The sequence below is a fragment of the Pandoraea sp. genome, assembly GCF_041919235.1.
Taxonomy (GTDB): Bacteria; Pseudomonadota; Gammaproteobacteria; order Burkholderiales; family Burkholderiaceae; genus Pandoraea.
The window spans coordinates 80,720-96,550 of record NZ_JAYRUC010000006.1 but is presented as its reverse complement, the minus strand read 5'-3'; the positions used below and the strand labels follow the sequence as shown (position 1 = coordinate 96,550).

Below are 15,831 nucleotides of genomic sequence, written 5' to 3'. Positions count from 1 at the left end.
TCCGCGCCGGACGGCACAGCGATGTCCCCGTTGTCGAACGGCGGACAGGCGTAGCGCGCCGGCGTCGCCGACGCAACGCTTACGGGGACAGGCGCGCCACGCGCCACGATCCGTCGGCGAGCCGGAAATATTTGATGCGATCATGCAGGCGCGACTCGCGGCCCTGCCAGAACTCGAGGGTCTCCGGCACGAGCCGGTACCCGCCCCAGTGCGGGGGGCGTGGCGGGGCGTCGCCGAACTGGCGCCGGAACTCCGTTTCGCGCTGCTCGATGATGCTGCGATCCGCCACTTCGGCGCTTTGTACCGAGGCCCACGCGCCCAGACGCGAGCCCACCGGGCGCGAATGGTAATACGCATCGCTTTCGGCATCGCTCACTTTGTCGACACGTCCCTCGATGCGCACCTGGCGTTCGAGTTCGATCCAGTGAAACAGCAGGCAGCCGTAGGGAGTGGCGGCGAGTTCCCGTCCTTTGCGCGACTCGTAATTCGTGAAGAACGTGAAACCGCTTTCGTCCGCGCCCTTGATCAGCACGATACGCGCGTCCGGCCGGCCGTCCGGCGTGACCGTGGCGAGCGTCATGGCGTTCGGTTCCGGTATTTGGGCCGCGAGCGCCTGCTCGAACCAGAATCGGAATTGATCGAACGGGCTGGACGCCACGTCGGTCTCGGAGAGGGAGCCGAGGGCGTAGTTTTTGCGCAGGTCCGCGAGAGAAAGCGTCTGGGTCACGACGATCGTTGTCGGTGTGTTTCGGTAGAGGATGCGACACAGTATAGCGAAGAGTCGGCGAATGTGCGCAGGTGACGATTTGCCGCATTGCGTGCGCATCGATCCCCCGAACGCCCCGTGGAATGGACATTTGACGTCCGGAGCATATTATTTAACGAATGAAGTAGTTTCGGGCTGCCGTGATCGTCACGCCACGGAATCGAGTGACGCGGTAGCGACCCCACCCCGTGGCGAACACGGGCATTGCGCTGGCTGCGCGACGTGTTCGTCATCAATGTCGGGCGCATCACGTCGCATCAAGTCGCTTCACGTCGCTTCACGTCGCAACAAGTCGCAACAAGTCGCAACAAGTCGCTTCATGGCGCTTCATGGCGCTTCATGGCGCTTCACGGCCCGGGCCGAACGCGGGCCCGGCTGCCGGTGCCCGCCGGCGGCGGTCGCTCTCGGCTTGGCCTCCTTTCGTTGCGGCGCCGGGCACCGGTGCGACCTCGGCAGGATGTCGGCTCGGCGGATGTTGCAGGCTGGCGAGCAGTTCGCGACATGGGCTGTCCTTGCCCGGGCCGAGTTCAAGCAGTGGCACGAGCGCGGTGTAAGGAGCGAGCACGCCCAGCGCGATGGCGCCCCCCGCGCGTGCGATCAGCGTCGGGACACTGACGCCGACATCCGGATGCTTGAACGTGCCACGCACATAGAGTGGCGAGCGCAAGGACAGGAGACCGAAGTGCTTCGGCTCGGGCCGGACCGTCAGATTGAAATGCTCGCGCCTGAGATCGATCTGGCCGGTGACACCGATGCTCGTGTCGTCGGTATCGATCACGAACGTACGCGTGTCCATGACCCCGTCGCGCACGGCAAAGTCTGCTGCCGCGCATCGCATCTCGATCTGCTTGTCGCCGAAGAGCTTCGTCAGGACGATGTTGCCCACGTTGAGCCCAAGATACTGCAGCAACAGCTTGCTCATGGAGCCGCGATCGATGAGCGCCTTGACCTCGCCGTTGGACGAGGCGGCCAGCGCGGCGATCGAGTTGCCGGTTGCGGTGAGTGCGGCGTCGCCGTTGACTTCACCCACGCTGGTTTTCATGAGGTCGACGCCGGGCAGCAACTGCTTCATCTTCAGGTGGCGCAGCGAAATCTGCGAATCGACCTTCATCGGCTCGGCCTGTCCATTGAGCACGAGTGTCGACGTGATGCGCCCGCCGGCCACGCCGAACTCCAGTGGGCGCAGCGAGAGCACGCCGTTGTCGAGCACCAGGTGGGTGACGAGGTTGTCGATCGGCAGGCTCTTGTCCTTGATGATCTTGCGTCCCGTGAACTGCACATCGGCGTCGATGGCGCGCCAGCGATCGGTCTTGAACGGTTCGACGGGCAGCACTTTGTCGGACGGCGGCGCTTTCGGCTTGGCCGTCAGATCGCCGCCTCCCGAGGGGTTCGGTGCGCCGACCACCGGGCCGAGATCGGCCAGCCGCAACTGATTCGACACCACGGCGCCCTGGAGCACGTTGCGCGGCTGCCGCTCACGGAACACAAGCGTGCCCGCGAGATCGCTTTGGCCGACCTTGCCCTGGAAGCGCTCGTAGCGCCATTCGCCGGCCGTATGCAGCAGATGGCCATTGGTCTCGTAGGCGGGGGTTTGCGGCAGCAGCACGCCGGTGATGGGATACAGGTCGGCCATCGTCGGCCCCGAGAGATGCAGGTGCATGTCGAGCGCGGACAGCGTGGCCGGATTCGTGAACGTGCCTTGCGCAGCGATCTGCGTGCGGCCGATGCGGACGTTAGCGTCGAGCGGGTAAGGATCGCCGGTATCTTCGAGTGAGAGGACATCGCCTGCGCGGGCCTTGCCGGTGACGGCGACTTTTCGGAAGGTGCCCTTGAGCGAGACACCGATGCCGTAAGGCGCCTGCCCGTCGATGGTGGCGATGTTCGCGCTCAGATCGAGCTGCTGAGGAATGAGATTGGCATGTACCACGCCGTCTTCGAGAATCAGGCGGCCGATGCGCAGCGTCCACGGCGACGGCTTGCCGTCGCCCTTCGTGAAGGTCCAGTTGTTTTGCCCGTCGGCCTGTTGCTCGATGAAGAGCTTCGGTGCGGCCAATGTGACTTCGGGCAGTACCACTCGCTTGTCGAGCAGTGGCAGCCATTCGAGCGAGAACGTGAGCCGGCCGAGCGTCAGCATGTTGGGCGTCTGACTCCACGCAACGTTGCCCAACACGATATCATTCGCGATCAGGCGAGGCCGCGGCAGCCATCGCCCCAGTCCTGGGGCCTGTGCGTTCGGGGCCAGCCAGTGCAGCGAAAGGTCGCCCCGGATTTGGAACGGACGACCGGTCGCGGTGCTCACCTCCCGGTCGATGAAAGACCGCGCGTAGTTCCAGTCGAACCACGTGATGAACGCCGCGAATGCCAGCACGATGGCGACCAACGTGATCGCCAGCCATTTCAAGGACGTTATCCATCGCATCATGAACAGTACCCCGTCGATCGTTGTTGCTCCGGTGCCTGCCACGCCATCGGAGGAGGATTTTGACGCGAACCGCCGCTTCGGCGGCATCGCCCGTTTGTACGGTGACGACGGCCTCGCACGCCTGCGCCAGGCGCATGTGGCCGTCATCGGCATCGGCGGCGTGGGCTCGTGGGTGGCCGAAGCGCTGGCGCGTAGCGCCGTGGGCCGACTCACGCTCATCGACCTCGATAACGTCGCCGAAAGCAATACCAATCGTCAGGTGCACGCACTTGACGGCAACTACGGCAAACCCAAAGTGACCGCGATGGCCGAACGAATCTTGGCCATCAATCCTGCCTGCCAGCTTACGCTCATCGAGGACTTCGTCGCGCTGGAAAACCTCGATGTCATGCTGAGTGGCGGCTTTGACTGGATTGTCGATGCCATCGACAGCGTACGGGTAAAGACGGCGCTCATTGCGTGGTGCGTGGCGCACAAGCAGCGTCTGATCACCGTTGGCGGGGCCGGCGGTCAGATCGATCCGACACGTATTCGCGTCGACGATCTCGCCCGCACGATCCAGGATCCGTTGCTTGCGAAAGTACGTGCGCAATTGCGCAAGCAACATGGATTTGTCCGTGGACCGAAAGCCAAGTTCAACGTGCCTGCCGTGTACTCCGATGAGCCGCTGCAATACCCGGAAGCGGCGTGCGCGCCGGGTGAGGGGCCGGACCCCGCTGCCGGGCCACAGGGCCTGAACTGCGCCGGTTTCGGCTCGAGCATGTGTGTGACAGTCACCTTCGGCATGGCAGCCGCTGCTCACGTTCTGACGCGGCTCGCGACGGGTGCCAACTGAAGTCCTGGCCGACGTGCCCTTGTTTTACCAAGGTGAGCGCACAACGTCTGTAACCAAAGGTTACGAAACGGGGTGTTTCGTTCGACGCAGGCGGCGACGTGGCGGTGGCTGAGATGAAAATGGCCGGGATCGCTCCCGGCCATTGGCGATGCGGCGCAACGGACTCCAAAAGGTGTTGCGCCCGAGGAAACGCCCCAACGTAGCGACGCGTTAGCGCAGCTCGCGACGCAGCACCTTGCCGACGGGGGTCTTCGGCAGTTCGGTGCGGAACTCGATCACGTGCGGCACTTTGTAGTTCGTCAGGTGTTCGCGACAAAAGTCGACGATCGCCTTCTCGGTCAGGTCCTTCGATTTCTTGACGATCACGGCCTTTACCGCTTCGCCGGTTCGCTCGCTCGGCACGCCGACGACCGCCGATTCGAGTACGCCCGGGCACATGGCCAACACGCTCTCGACCTCGTTCGGATAGACGTTGAAGCCCGACACGATGATCATGTCTTTCTTGCGGTCGGTGATGCGCACGTAACCTTGTTCGTCCATCGTGCCGATGTCGCCTGTGCGCAGCCAGCCGTCGGGCGTGATGGTCTTCGCCGTCTCGTCGGGGCGGTTCCAGTAGCCTTTCATGACTTGTGGGCCGCGAACACAGATTTCGCCTTCCTGGCCGAAGCCGAGCGCTTCGTTGGCGTCGTTGCGGATACTCACCTCGGTCGACGAGATCGGCAGGCCAATGGAGCCGTTGAACTCGCTGCCAAGCGGGTTGATACACACGGCGGGCGACGTCTCGGTCAACCCATAGGCTTCGATCAGCGGATGGCCGGTGACCTTCTGCCAGCGCTCGGCCACCGCACGTTGCACGGCCGCGCCCCCGCCCAGCGCGCACTTGAGCGAGCTGAAGTCGAGCTGGTCGAAGCCTGGGGTGTTGAGCAGTCCGTTGAAGAGCGTGTTCACCCCGGTCATGAACGTGAACTTCCACTTCCCCAGTTCCTTCACGAAGCCGGGCATGTCGCGCGGGTTGGTGATCAGCAGGTTCAGCGCGCCCAGTTGGAGGAACACCAGGCAGTTCGCCGTCAAACAGAAGATGTGATAGAGGGGCAGGGCGGTGACGATGATCTCCTTGCCTTCCTCGAGGCCCTCGCCGATCCAGGCGCGCGCCTGCAACATGTTGGCGAGCATGTTGCCATGCGTGAGCATGGCGCCCTTGGCGACGCCGGTGGTGCCGCCGGTGTATTGCAGGAAGGCGATGTCGTCGTGGCCCAACTGCACTTCGTGGTGTTTGGCGCGTGCGCCTTGCGCCAGCGCGGTGCGCATTGGCACGGCGTGGGCGATATTCCACGCCGGCACCATCTTCTTCACGTGACGCACGACGTAGTTCACGATCCAGCGCTTCGGTGCGGGCACGAGATCGCCAATGGCAGTCGTGATGACGTGCTTGACGGGCGTGTTGGGCAACGCCTTTTGCAGCGTGGCGGCGAAGTTCTCGATCACGACGATGGCCCCGCAGCCGGCGTCTTTGAGTTGGTGCTCGAGTTCGCCTGCGGTGTAGAGCGGATTGACGTTGACGACGACCATCCCCGCGCGCAGGATGCCGAAAACGGCGACCGGATATTGCAGCAGGTTCGGTGACATGATCGCCACGCGCGAGCCGCGTTCCAGCCCGGGCAGGCTTTGCAAATACGCGGCGAAGTTGCGCGATTCACGCTCGAGGTCGGCGAAGGTCAGCGTGACACCGAGATTCGTGAACGACGGACGATTTGCAAACTTATGGCAGCTTTGCAGGAACAGGTCGTTCAGCGAACGATACTGGTTGACATCGATCTCGGCCGGCACACCGGGCGGATAGCTCTTGAGCCAGACTTTTTCCATGAGCGCCTCCTTGAATTTGGTTTTTATCGCATCGTCGTCGCCGGGGGAAGAGGGGGCGAGCGGTGCGTGGTTTCATCGCTTTTTTTTGACAACGGGAGAGCGGGTTCCTAACCGGTTGTCGTCCCGACCCGGTCTCGCGTGCGCGGTACACGCGCCATCGTTCGACGCGCTGCAAAAAGCCGTAGCATACCGTGCCATCTCCGGCGCGAGCACATGGAAAGCCCTGATTTGACGCGGGTTTGCGTGGAGTAATTGCTCTAGCGGCAAAGACTTGCCAGTGAGGGGGATTCCGCGCTAATCCCGCATGAAACGTCCGCTGAGACGGGCAAATCGGAGGTATGGCAAAAGAATTGCAAAAATCACTTGCGTGGCGGGCTGGTTTCTTACATAATTCTGTTCTCACGACGCGGCTGTAGCTCAGTTGGATAGAGTACTTGGCTACGAACCAAGGGGTCGTGGGTTCGAATCCTGCCAGCCGCGCCACTTAATTCGAGGGTCTCCTCACGGGGAGACCCTTAGTTTTTCGGGAGAGTCCTTCCCGGTGACGCGCCGCGTGTCATATACATTCGGCCTGCGTCGTTGAGAGGGTCAGCCGACGACGTTGAAATCGTCAAATCGGTGTCTCGTGTGCTGTACGTGCGGCTGTAGCTCAGTTGGATAGAGTACTTGGCTACGAACCAAGGGGTCGTGGGTTCGAATCCTGCCAGCCGCGCCAACCCAGTTGGCAAAAAACGCTCCAGAGGCGAAAGCTTCTGGAGCGTTTTTGTTTGTGCGTACGAAACGCACAGCGTGGTGCCACGCGGGCGACGCTCGCTGTGATCGGCATGCTGGCGTCCAGGTCCGAACGTCATCGTGCCTGCGCGATATGAGGTGGGTGCTCACCCGATCGTCGAGCCCACCTGCCATCCCAGGCCCAGCGCCTTTTGCAATGTCACGAACGCCTTGAGAAGCTGCGCATCGCCCGCAATCCGGTCTTGCTCGGCGGAAAAGCGGGTGCGCTCCGCGTCGAGCCAGTCGAGCGTGCTCGCGGTGCCGGCGCGATAGCGTTGACGTGTCAGCGTTGCCGCTCGCGTGGCCGAGGCCTCCACGCTGCGCAGCCGGTTGACGTTTTCGCGCAGATGCCCATAACGTGCCAGCGCCACATCGGCGTCGCGCAATGCGCTCAGCACGGTGCTTTCATACGTTGCCTGTGCCTGATCGCGTCCGGCCTTCGCGCCGTCGACTCCGGCCTGCACGCGCCCAAAGTCGAGCACATTCCATTGCAGGCGCGGCATCGCCATCCAACTGAAATTGTCCTTGCGCACGAGATGGCCCGGATCCAGTGCCGAATATCCGAGTTCGCCCATGATCGAGAGCTTGGGAAACCAGCGGCTGGTCTGTACGCCGATCTGCGCATTTTGCGACGCCAGACGACGTTCCGCCGCGCGAATGTCGGGTCGCGCCTGCAACAACTCGGACGGATCGCCGATGGCGACCTTCGCCGGCAGGTTCGGTAGCGCTTTTGGCGTTTTCAACGCCGTATCCAGCGTGCCTGGTGCGCGACCCGTCAGTAGTGCCAACTGATCGAGCGATTCGATAATATCGGCTTCGAGCGGCAACTCGTGCGATTGCGTCTGCGCCACTTGCGTGACGAGCCGCTCGACATCGAGTTCCGACGCGACGCCCCCCGCGCGACGCTGACGGGTGAGCGCGAGCATCTCGCTCTCGAGTCGTGCCGAATCACGCACCAGACCCAGCCGTGCCTGCTGATCGCGCAACGCAACGTACGTTTGTGCGACTTCGGCGGCGAGTTGCACGTGGGCGTCAGCGAGATCGTCCGACGCGGCATCTGCGTCGGCACTGGCGGCTTCGACGGCGCGCCGCGTTGCACCGAACAAATCGACTTCCCAGCTCGCGTCGAATCCGGCGACGAAGAGGTCGAGCGGGCCGCGGCCACTGCTGTTGCCTGAGCTACCGAGCAGGCTCAGGTCGGGCGAGCGGGTGCGCACCGAAGCGAGATCGACGCCAGCCTTCGGCAGCAGGTCAGCCCGATGGCTGCGCAGGCTCGCGCGCGACTGACGCACCTTCGCCTGGGCCGCGCGTATGTCAGGGCTGTGGGCGATGGCGTCGTCGATGAGCGCCGTGAGCTGCGGATCGCCAAGCGCAGTCCACCACCGCGCGACTGCGGGCGCGAACGCCTCGACGCCTGTCCCGGCATGCGCAAACGCCGCGCCTGCGCGCAGTGCGTTCCCCGCCACCTTGGGTGCGCCGCGATAATCCGGGCCGACGGTGCATCCGGCGACGAGTAGGGTGGCTGTGAAAACCAGCGTTCGGAAATGAAGCGTCATGATTGTTCAATGCCCGCCGGTGCTGAATCCGGTCGGTTGCTTGAGCAGCAGGGCAAGCGGCACGCAAAGCAGCAGCGCGATGCCCAGTGCGTAGAAAGTTTCGGAAAACGTCATCACGCTCGCCTGCCGCGCAATCTCGGCGGCAAGCTGAGCAGTGGCCTGCAATTGGGCGTGAACGCTATCTCCCGTCTGTGCGAAGAAGCTTGCCGCATTGGCCGTGAGATGGGCTTGCCCCAGTGGGTTGTTGGCAGTGATCGTCTCGCGCAGCATGGCGTCGTGATAATCGGTGCGGCGGTCGATCAATGTGCCGAGCAACGCGAGCCCAACGGATCCGCCGAGGTTGCGGGCCATGTTATACAGACCGGCGGCGTCCCCCGCGTCCTGCGTGTCGACGGCGGCCATCGATGCCTGGTTGAGCGGCATCATCGCGAGCATCTGCCCCACACCGCGCAGCAATTGCGACAGAGTGAAATCGTGTCCGACGCTCTGTGCCGTCAAATCGACATCGAGCATGCAACTGGCGAAAAAGCACAGCAGCCCGAGAATCACGAGCAGACGGATGTCCACGCGGCTGATTAGGCGTGGCAGGAACGGCATCATCAGGAACGCAGGCAGCCCCGAGAGCAGCATGATGTTGCCCGACTGTTGCGCGTTGTAGCCCGCGATCGAGGCGAGGAATTGCGGCAGCAGATACGACACGCCGTAGAGACCCGCGCCGACCGTGAACACGATGTAGATCACACTCGCGTAATTCCGGTTGCCCAGCAGCGTAAGCTTGACGATGGGCTTCTCGGCTGTGAACTGTGCCACCAGCATCATGCCGATGCCGATGACGGACGCGACCGAGAGCCAGAGAATCAAATTCGAGTCGAACCAGCGTTCGCGTTGTCCTTCCTCGAGCACGACGGTGAGCGAACTCAGGCCGATGGCGAGGCCCACGATGCCCAGCCAGTCCGCCTTGAAGAACGCCTGCAGATGGGGCGGCTCGCGCTTGAGGCCAAGCATGAGCAACGTGACGATCGCCGCCGAAATCGGCAGGTTCAGAAAGAAGCACCAGCGCCAGTTGGCGTTCTCGGTCAGCCAGCCGCCGACCACCGGGCCGAGCAGCGGGCCGAGCAGCACGATCAGGCCGAACATCGCCATGCCGACCGGCATCTGGTGACGCGGCAGGCGCGTACGAATGATCATCTGCGCCGTCGGAATCATTGCCCCGCCCGCGAAGCCCTGGCCTATGCGGCCGACGATCATCCCCGACAGGTTGCTCGACGCTCCGCACATCATCGAGAAGAGGGTAAAGAAGACGGCGTTGAGCATCAGAAAGCGTCGCAGCCCGAGCACGCGCGTGAGCCACGCGGCGAGCGGAATCATGACGATTTCCGACATCAGGTAGCCGGTCGAGATCCACGTGCCCTCGGTGCCCGACGCGCCGATCTGCCCCTGAATCTGCGGCAGCGCCGAGTTGGTGATCGAGATGTCGAGCGTGGCGAGCAGCGCGCCCAGCGCACCGGCCGCGACGGCGATCCAGTCCGACGCCGACGCATTGCGTGGCGCGTCGGCGCTCACCGCGTCATGGCCCGCACGGCCTGCACGGCCACCGCCGCCCGCCGCCACGGCGCTACGCGCCTGGTCTCGTCTCAACGGAGCGGGCGTGGCCGACGCAGGCGAGGCGGCGTTCGCCGCGTCAGCTTCAGCCACGGTGCGCCGCGTCATGATCGGACGATGGTGTGGCGTCGGCGTTCACCGGCGCGTGAGTTGCGAGGCCGACGAGCGCATCGCGTGGCGTGCTGTGCGAGCGTTGTGTTGCCGATGCGCCCGACGTCCGATTTGCCTGTCCGGCGGGGGTGGCAGAGATGTCGGGCGTAACAGCGCTCGCGGAGGTCGCCGCCGCATGGCGATGGGTATCGACGTCTGCGGTTACCGACAGGCCCGGCAGCAATACCGCGCGGAGCGACGTCGGGACGTCGAGACGAATGCGCACCGGCACACGCTGCACGATCTTCGTGAAGTTCCCCGTCGCGTTTTGCGCGGGGAGCAGCGCGAACTGCGCACCGGTGCCTGGCGAAAGCGAGTCGACCACCCCGTGGATTGGCTCGCCCGGCAGCGCATCGACGTAAACCGTCACTGGCTGGCCGGGCCGCATGTGCCCGACCTGAGTTTCCTTGAAGTTTGCCGTCAGATACACGTTCTGCACGGGCACGACCGTGAGCAGGCGTGTGCCCGGCTGGGCGAACTGGCCGACGCGCACCGCGCGATCGCCGACGCGTCCGGCCAACGGGCTCTTGACGACGGTGTCGGCGAGATCGAGTTCCGCTTTGCGCGCGCTCGCCTGCGCCACCGCCAATTGAGCCTGAGCCTGTGCCAGTGCCGCCGTGAGGGTGCCCGTCTGGCGCTCGCTTTCCTGCACGCTGGCCTCATTGCTCTTGAGTGCGGCGTCGGCGCGGGCGCTGGCGTTGCGCAGTTCAGCGAGGCGCTCGTCGGTTTCCGCGCCGGTGGCCACGAGGGGGACGTAGCGCTTGACTTGGCCGGCCGAGTACGCGGCGTTCGCCCGTGCGCTGTCCCGTTCGGCGCGGGCCTGCGCAATCGCTGACGCATGCTGGGAGAGCTCTGCCTGGGCACGCGCGATATCGGCTTCGCGGGCCGCGACACTCGCCTGCGCCTCGTCGAAAGCCGCCTGGTATTGCCGGGCGTCGAGCCGCGCGAGCGGCTGCCCGACCGCCACCGTTTCGTTGTCGCCCACCAGCACTTCGGTTACGTACCCGCCCACTTTGGGGGCGACGGTCATGCTGTCGGCTTGCAGATAGGCGTCGTCGGTCGACTCGATGAAGCGGCCGACCCACCACCAGTCGGCGCCCCAGCCAAGACCCGCGACGACGCCCAACGCCAGCGCGCCGAGCAGTATCTTCTTGCGAAGCGGATTGGCCGGGGATGTCGTCTGAATCGGCGATTGCGGCGTGTCGTGGGTGTCGGCGGTGTTAGCGGTGTCAGCGGCCTTGGCGGCCGGGGTGCCGGGCTCGCGTGCGATGGGGCGCGCGGGGTCCGCAGGTTCGACCGGTGCTGCGGTGGTCATGAGCAGTTTCCCAAATTATTCCGTTCGGCAGAATTATTCCAGTTGATCGATTTATGTCAAGTGTTATATTTTTGACGAAAGTTTTGGCAAGCAAGGACATCCATGACAGGAGCTTCACGCGCTGGCCGTGCGAAGGGCGCAGCCGCGCGACCACGGCATGCGGTTGACACGGGGTATCAACGTGGCGAGGAGACGCGCGCGCGCATCATCCTCGCGGCGATCAAGTGTTTCGGGGAGTATGGATTTGCGGGGGCGTCCACCCGCGACATCGCGAACGAGGCGGGGGTGAACGCGCCTGCGCTGCAGTATTACTTCGACAACAAGGAGGGGGTGTACACGGCGTGCGTCGAGTACATCGTGAGCCTCGTGATGGGGCAGATGGGCGAAGCCATCGAGGTGGCCGAGCGCGTGGTGGCCGATCCGGGCGCGACCGACAAACAACTCATCGACGCGTTTTGCGGGCTACAGAACCGCAAGGCGGGGTTCATGGAGGAAGTGCCGGAGATTGAAGGCTGGCACATGTTCATGGCCCGTGAGCAGGCAGGACTCGGACCGGAGGCGGGTTTCAAGGTGTTTCACGAGCGCTTCTCGAGCCGGCTCTCCGCCGTGGGGGCCAATATCGTGACGCGGCTCGCGGGGGTGGCGCCCGACAACGAGGCGATGCGTATTCGCGCCGTGTGTATCAGTACGTTGGGGATGGCGTTTCGTGTGATGCGCCGCTCCGTCGACTGTTCGATGGGGTGGGCCAACGAGCCCAATCCCGAGCGCAACCGGCTCGTGCGCGAAGCGGTGCTCGAACAGACGCAGTACCTGCTGGAGCGAATCGTCAGGCAGCGCACGTCGGCCAGGTAAGTCCGGCGCAAATGCCCCCCGGCGGGGGTACCATTCGGTGCCCCCGAGTCGTATCAACTGTTGCGCTACCGACGCATACCTTGGCGATGGAGACGGGGTGGATGCCGCTCAGGCACAGCCCGAGGGCGCGGGCATTCGCGTCGCAGCAAAGAACTGCGTTTTCCGGCTATTTCTGGCGGACAACTGGCGGCAAGTCGAAGGATCTGCCAGAATCCGTGGAAACTTGACGGATTCTGCCGATGAACCTCGACCTTGCCGATCTGCGTATCCTCCGCCATCTCGAACTCAATGGACGCATCTCCAACCAGGAACTGGCGGACGCCGTGGGATTGTCGCCGTCGGCTTGCTTGCGTCGGGTGAAATTGCTCGAAGATCGCGGCGTGATCTCTGGCTACCGCTGCATCGTGGACGCCCAGCACATCGGCCTGGAATTCGAGGCGCTAGTGCAAATTTCGCTTCGTCCGGACGTCGATCAGTGGCATGAGAAGTTTCTCGCGTGCGTGCAGAACTGGCCTGAGGTGGTGACCGCGCGCATCGTTACCGGGTCGGCCAATTATATCCTCACGGTGCGGGCCCGGAATCTCTCGCATTACTCGGACTTCATCGTCAACGAGTTGTATCGCGCGCCTGCGGTCATGTCGATTCAGTCGAACATTGTGCTCAAGACCATCAAGCACACACAGTCGCTCGTCGATCTCGTCAAGCAGAAATAGAAATCCAGAGAACAATCACTCGTTCCCGAACGACCGTCGGGACTTCCCGGAAGAAGAGACGCAGCATGGCAGTGATCACCACCATCGAGGACTTGCGGGTTCTTGCGCAGCGGCGCGTGCCGCGTATGTTTTACGAGTACGTCGATTCGGGTTCGTGGACCGAATCGACCTACCGGGCGAATGCGGCCGATTTCGGCAAGATCGAATTCCGGCAGCGCGTCGCGGTCAACATCGAGCATCGCAGTACACGCACGACGATGCTGGGCGAGCCGGTCGCCATGCCGGTCGCGCTCGCGCCTACGGGCATGACCGGCATGCAGCATGCAGACGGCGAGATTCTCGCCGCGCGCGCCGCCGAAGCGTTCGGCGTGCCGTTCACGCTATCGACGGTGTCGATCTGTTCCCTCGAAGACGTGGCGGCGCATACCAAGAGGCCGTTCTGGTTTCAGTTGTATGTGATGCGCGATCGCGACTTCATCGAACGGCTGATCGATCGGGCCAAGGCGGCGGGGTGTTCGGCACTGATGGTGACGATGGATCTGCAGATCGGCGGCCAGCGACATCGCGACATCAAGAACGGTCTGTCGGCGCCGCCGAAGCTGACGCTGCCGAACATTGTCAACATGATGACCAAGCCGCGCTGGTGCATGGGCATGCTGGGGACACGCCGCCGCACGTTCGGCAACATCGTGGGACATGCCAAGGGCGTGGACGATATCGGTTCGCTCTCCGCATGGTCGGCGGCGCAATTCGATCCCTGTCTGTCCTGGGGTGACGTCGAGTGGATCAAGAAGCGTTGGGGCGGCAAGCTCGTGCTCAAGGGCATCCTCGATCCCGAGGACGCGCGCGCGGCCCGCGACACCGGCGCCGATGCCATTGTCGTGAGCAACCATGGCGGACGTCAGCTTGACGGTGCGATCTCGACGATCCGTGCGCTGCCCGACATCGTGGCGGCGGTGGGGCGCGACACGGAAGTCTGGCTCGACGGCGGCGTTCGCTCCGGTCAGGACGTCATCAAGGCGATGGCGCTGGGCGCGAAGGGGACGCTGATCGGGCGTCCGTTCCTTTACGGATTGGGCGCGATGGGGCAAGCGGGCGTGCGTCGTGCGCTGGAGGTCATTGCCAAGGAGATGGATGTGACGATGGCGTTGACCGGTCGCACGCACATCGACCGTCTCGATACGTCGATGCTCATCCCTGGGAGTTATCCGACGGGCATTGGCCCGTACCTGCCGACGCAGCGCGGGACGTGACGCGTCTGTCGGGTCGATCAGGTGCAGGTGGATTGCTTGTTGAGGCTCGGCTATGCCTCCCGCCTCGATGCGGCGGAGTGCACCTTCGCCGTGTTGGGAAAGCGTCTCGAAGTCCGCGCCGTGTAGTGCATAACGGCGGCGTGCGCAAATGGCTTCACGAATGACAACGCCCCGCATGTAGCGGGGCGCTGCACGTGGGTCGATGCCGGCCGATCAGTGATGATGCTTGCGATGGCCGCGGTGCTTGCCGTGGTAGCGGCCTTCGTCGTAGGAACTGGAGCGCGACATGTTGCCGCCGAGCGCGGCACCCGCGCCGCCGCCAACGGCCGCGCCGATCAGGCCGCCCGAGCGGCCGCCCATTGCATTGCCCGCCGCCGTGCCCGCACCGCCGCCGAGTGCGCCGCCAATGATGGCGCCCGTGCGTTCGCGACGGTTGGATGTCACCGCGCCGCCGGCGCCGCCACCGACCGCACCGCCGAGCACCGCGCCGGTGCTGCCGCCAAGTGCGCCGCCGACGGCCGCGCCTGCCACGCCGCCCAGCGCACCGCCGAGTGCATTGTTCATATCGCCGGCCGAGGCCGTCAGGGACGTTGTTGCTGCCAGCACGGCCATCGCCGCCATCGGGAAAATTCGCTTGAACATGAGTCTTGAGTAAGGTTCGGGTTGATGCGGGCCAAGTATAAAGACACCGCATCGTCCTGCCATCGCCTTAAAGTTTCGCTGCGCGTAACGCGGGTAACAAAGTGTTTCCGTGCGTGCGCGCTCGGCGATTCGCTTATAGCGCATCCCCGCCCGTGCGGCGCCGCGCCGCGACCTTCATCTCGGCCACAAAGCGATACAACTGGGCTGCTGCCGGCGAGAGCGGGCGCGCCTTGCTCCGAATCATGCCGACGCGTCTCGTCACCACCGGATCGACCAGCGGCACGCTGGTGAGCAGCGGATGATCGCTGCCCGGCATCGCCATCGTCGGCACGGCCGCCACGCCGAGTCCCGCTTCGACCAGGCCGAGCATGGTCGTGACGTGCTGCGTCTCGCAGATGCTTTGCGGGCGCTGAGGCAGTGCGGTGAGCGCCTGATCGAGCAGTAGCCGGTTGCCCGAGACCTTGCCGACCGCGATGTAGTCGTATTCGTAGAGCTCACGCCACGTCACGCGCTTCTTGCCCGCGAGCGGATGATCGCGCCGGCACGCCGCCACGTAGCGCTCTTGCAGCAGGAGCTTGAACTCGATATTCGGCTCCTGACTGCCGATGAAATTCAGCCCGAAATCGGCGTCGCCGTTTGCCACCGACGCGAGCACTTCGTTGGCGCTTGCGTCGAGCACCGAGACGCGAATGCGCGGAAACGCCCGGTGGTAACGCGAGATCACCTGCGGCAGGAAGTAATACGCGGCAGACGGGACACACGCGATGGTCACATGCCCGAGGCTCGACGACGCCACATCGCGAATGCCGAGCAGTGCGTTGTCCAGATCGTCGAGAATCCGCTCGGCGTCGCGGGCAAACGCCCGTCCGACATTGGTGAGCGCGACGCGACGCGTGCTGCGCTCGAAGAGCTTGACGCCCAGCGCTTCCTCGAGCTTGTCGATACGGCGCGAGAGCGCAGGCTGCGAGATGTGAATGGATTCAGCCGCGCGACGGAAGCTCGCGAGCTGCGCCACCGCGCGAAAGGCCTGCAAATCGTTCAGATCGAAGTTGATCGCCATGACATCGAGAAGAAAGAAGTCGTGCAAACGC

12 protein-coding genes and 2 tRNA genes are annotated in these 15,831 nt (G+C 64.1%); 6 read left to right on the top strand and 8 right to left on the bottom strand.

Annotated elements, in window-relative coordinates; genetic code table 11:
- Positions 1 to 79: 79 nt before the first annotated feature.
- A complete protein-coding gene (gene pdxH, locus ACE3UG_RS06450) occupies positions 80 to 727 on the bottom strand; it encodes a pyridoxamine 5'-phosphate oxidase (protein ID WP_374621214.1) in 648 nt (215 codons plus the stop codon).
- Between the two features lie 376 nt (positions 728 to 1,103).
- On the bottom strand, positions 1,104 to 3,167 hold the full coding sequence (locus ACE3UG_RS06445) for an AsmA family protein (protein ID WP_374621211.1): 2,064 nt from the start codon (positions 3,165 to 3,167) through the stop codon (positions 1,104 to 1,106).
- 19 nt (positions 3,168 to 3,186) lie between these two features.
- Between ACE3UG_RS06445 and tcdA the strand changes: the two genes are divergently transcribed.
- Positions 3,187 to 4,023: a tRNA cyclic N6-threonylcarbamoyladenosine(37) synthase TcdA gene (gene tcdA, locus ACE3UG_RS06440; protein WP_374621549.1), complete on the top strand. Its 837-nt coding sequence runs from the start codon at positions 3,187 to 3,189 to the stop codon at positions 4,021 to 4,023.
- Positions 4,024 to 4,233: 210 nt separating this feature from the next.
- On the opposite strand, the gene ACE3UG_RS06435 is transcribed toward tcdA, so the two are convergent.
- Positions 4,234 to 5,886 carry an AMP-binding protein gene (locus ACE3UG_RS06435; protein ID WP_374621208.1) on the bottom strand — a complete coding sequence of 551 codons (1,653 nt, stop codon included), beginning with the start codon at positions 5,884 to 5,886 and terminating at the stop codon, positions 4,234 to 4,236.
- 406 nt (positions 5,887 to 6,292) lie between these two features.
- Between ACE3UG_RS06435 and ACE3UG_RS06430 the strand changes: the two genes are divergently transcribed.
- Both ACE3UG_RS06430 and ACE3UG_RS06425 read left to right on the top strand, forming a co-directional pair.
- Positions 6,293 to 6,369, top strand: a tRNA-Arg gene (locus tag ACE3UG_RS06430).
- Positions 6,370 to 6,524: 155 nt separating this feature from the next.
- A tRNA-Arg gene (locus tag ACE3UG_RS06425) sits at positions 6,525 to 6,601 on the top strand.
- A gap of 163 nt (positions 6,602 to 6,764) precedes the next feature.
- Here the strand turns inward: ACE3UG_RS06425 and ACE3UG_RS06420 are convergent.
- The 3 genes from ACE3UG_RS06420 to ACE3UG_RS06410 form a co-directional block, all read right to left on the bottom strand.
- Positions 6,765 to 8,213, bottom strand: a complete 1,449-nt coding sequence (locus tag ACE3UG_RS06420) for an efflux transporter outer membrane subunit (RefSeq protein WP_374621206.1) — start codon at positions 8,211 to 8,213, stop codon at positions 6,765 to 6,767.
- 6 nt (positions 8,214 to 8,219) lie between these two features.
- Positions 8,220 to 9,776, bottom strand: a complete 1,557-nt coding sequence (locus ACE3UG_RS06415) for a DHA2 family efflux MFS transporter permease subunit (RefSeq protein WP_374621546.1) — start codon at positions 9,774 to 9,776, stop codon at positions 8,220 to 8,222.
- A 124-nt stretch (positions 9,777 to 9,900) separates the two neighbouring features.
- A complete protein-coding gene (locus ACE3UG_RS06410; RefSeq protein WP_374621204.1) occupies positions 9,901 to 11,280 on the bottom strand; it encodes an HlyD family secretion protein in 1,380 nt (459 codons plus the stop codon).
- A 102-nt stretch (positions 11,281 to 11,382) separates the two neighbouring features.
- Here ACE3UG_RS06410 and ACE3UG_RS06405 point away from each other — a divergent pair, with 102 nt between their 5' ends.
- The 3 genes from ACE3UG_RS06405 to ACE3UG_RS06395 all read left to right on the top strand — a co-directional run bounded on the left by ACE3UG_RS06405 (position 11,383) and on the right by ACE3UG_RS06395 (position 14,098).
- On the top strand, positions 11,383 to 12,132 hold the full coding sequence (locus ACE3UG_RS06405) for a CerR family C-terminal domain-containing protein (RefSeq protein ID WP_374621201.1): 750 nt from the start codon (positions 11,383 to 11,385) through the stop codon (positions 12,130 to 12,132).
- A gap of 239 nt (positions 12,133 to 12,371) precedes the next feature.
- A complete protein-coding gene (locus ACE3UG_RS06400) occupies positions 12,372 to 12,845 on the top strand; it encodes an Lrp/AsnC family transcriptional regulator (RefSeq protein WP_374621199.1) in 474 nt (157 codons plus the stop codon).
- Between the two features lie 65 nt (positions 12,846 to 12,910).
- Positions 12,911 to 14,098, top strand: a complete 1,188-nt coding sequence (locus tag ACE3UG_RS06395; RefSeq protein WP_374621196.1) for an L-lactate dehydrogenase — start codon at positions 12,911 to 12,913, stop codon at positions 14,096 to 14,098.
- Positions 14,099 to 14,311: 213 nt separating this feature from the next.
- Here ACE3UG_RS06395 and ACE3UG_RS06390 read toward each other — a convergent pair whose 3' ends face one another.
- Both ACE3UG_RS06390 and ACE3UG_RS06385 read right to left on the bottom strand, forming a co-directional pair.
- Positions 14,312 to 14,740 carry a hypothetical protein gene (locus ACE3UG_RS06390; protein ID WP_374621193.1) on the bottom strand — a complete coding sequence of 143 codons (429 nt, stop codon included), beginning with the start codon at positions 14,738 to 14,740 and terminating at the stop codon, positions 14,312 to 14,314.
- A gap of 133 nt (positions 14,741 to 14,873) precedes the next feature.
- Positions 14,874 to 15,800, bottom strand: a complete 927-nt coding sequence (locus ACE3UG_RS06385) for a LysR family transcriptional regulator (protein WP_374621543.1) — start codon at positions 15,798 to 15,800, stop codon at positions 14,874 to 14,876.
- Positions 15,801 to 15,831: the final 31 nt, after the last annotated feature.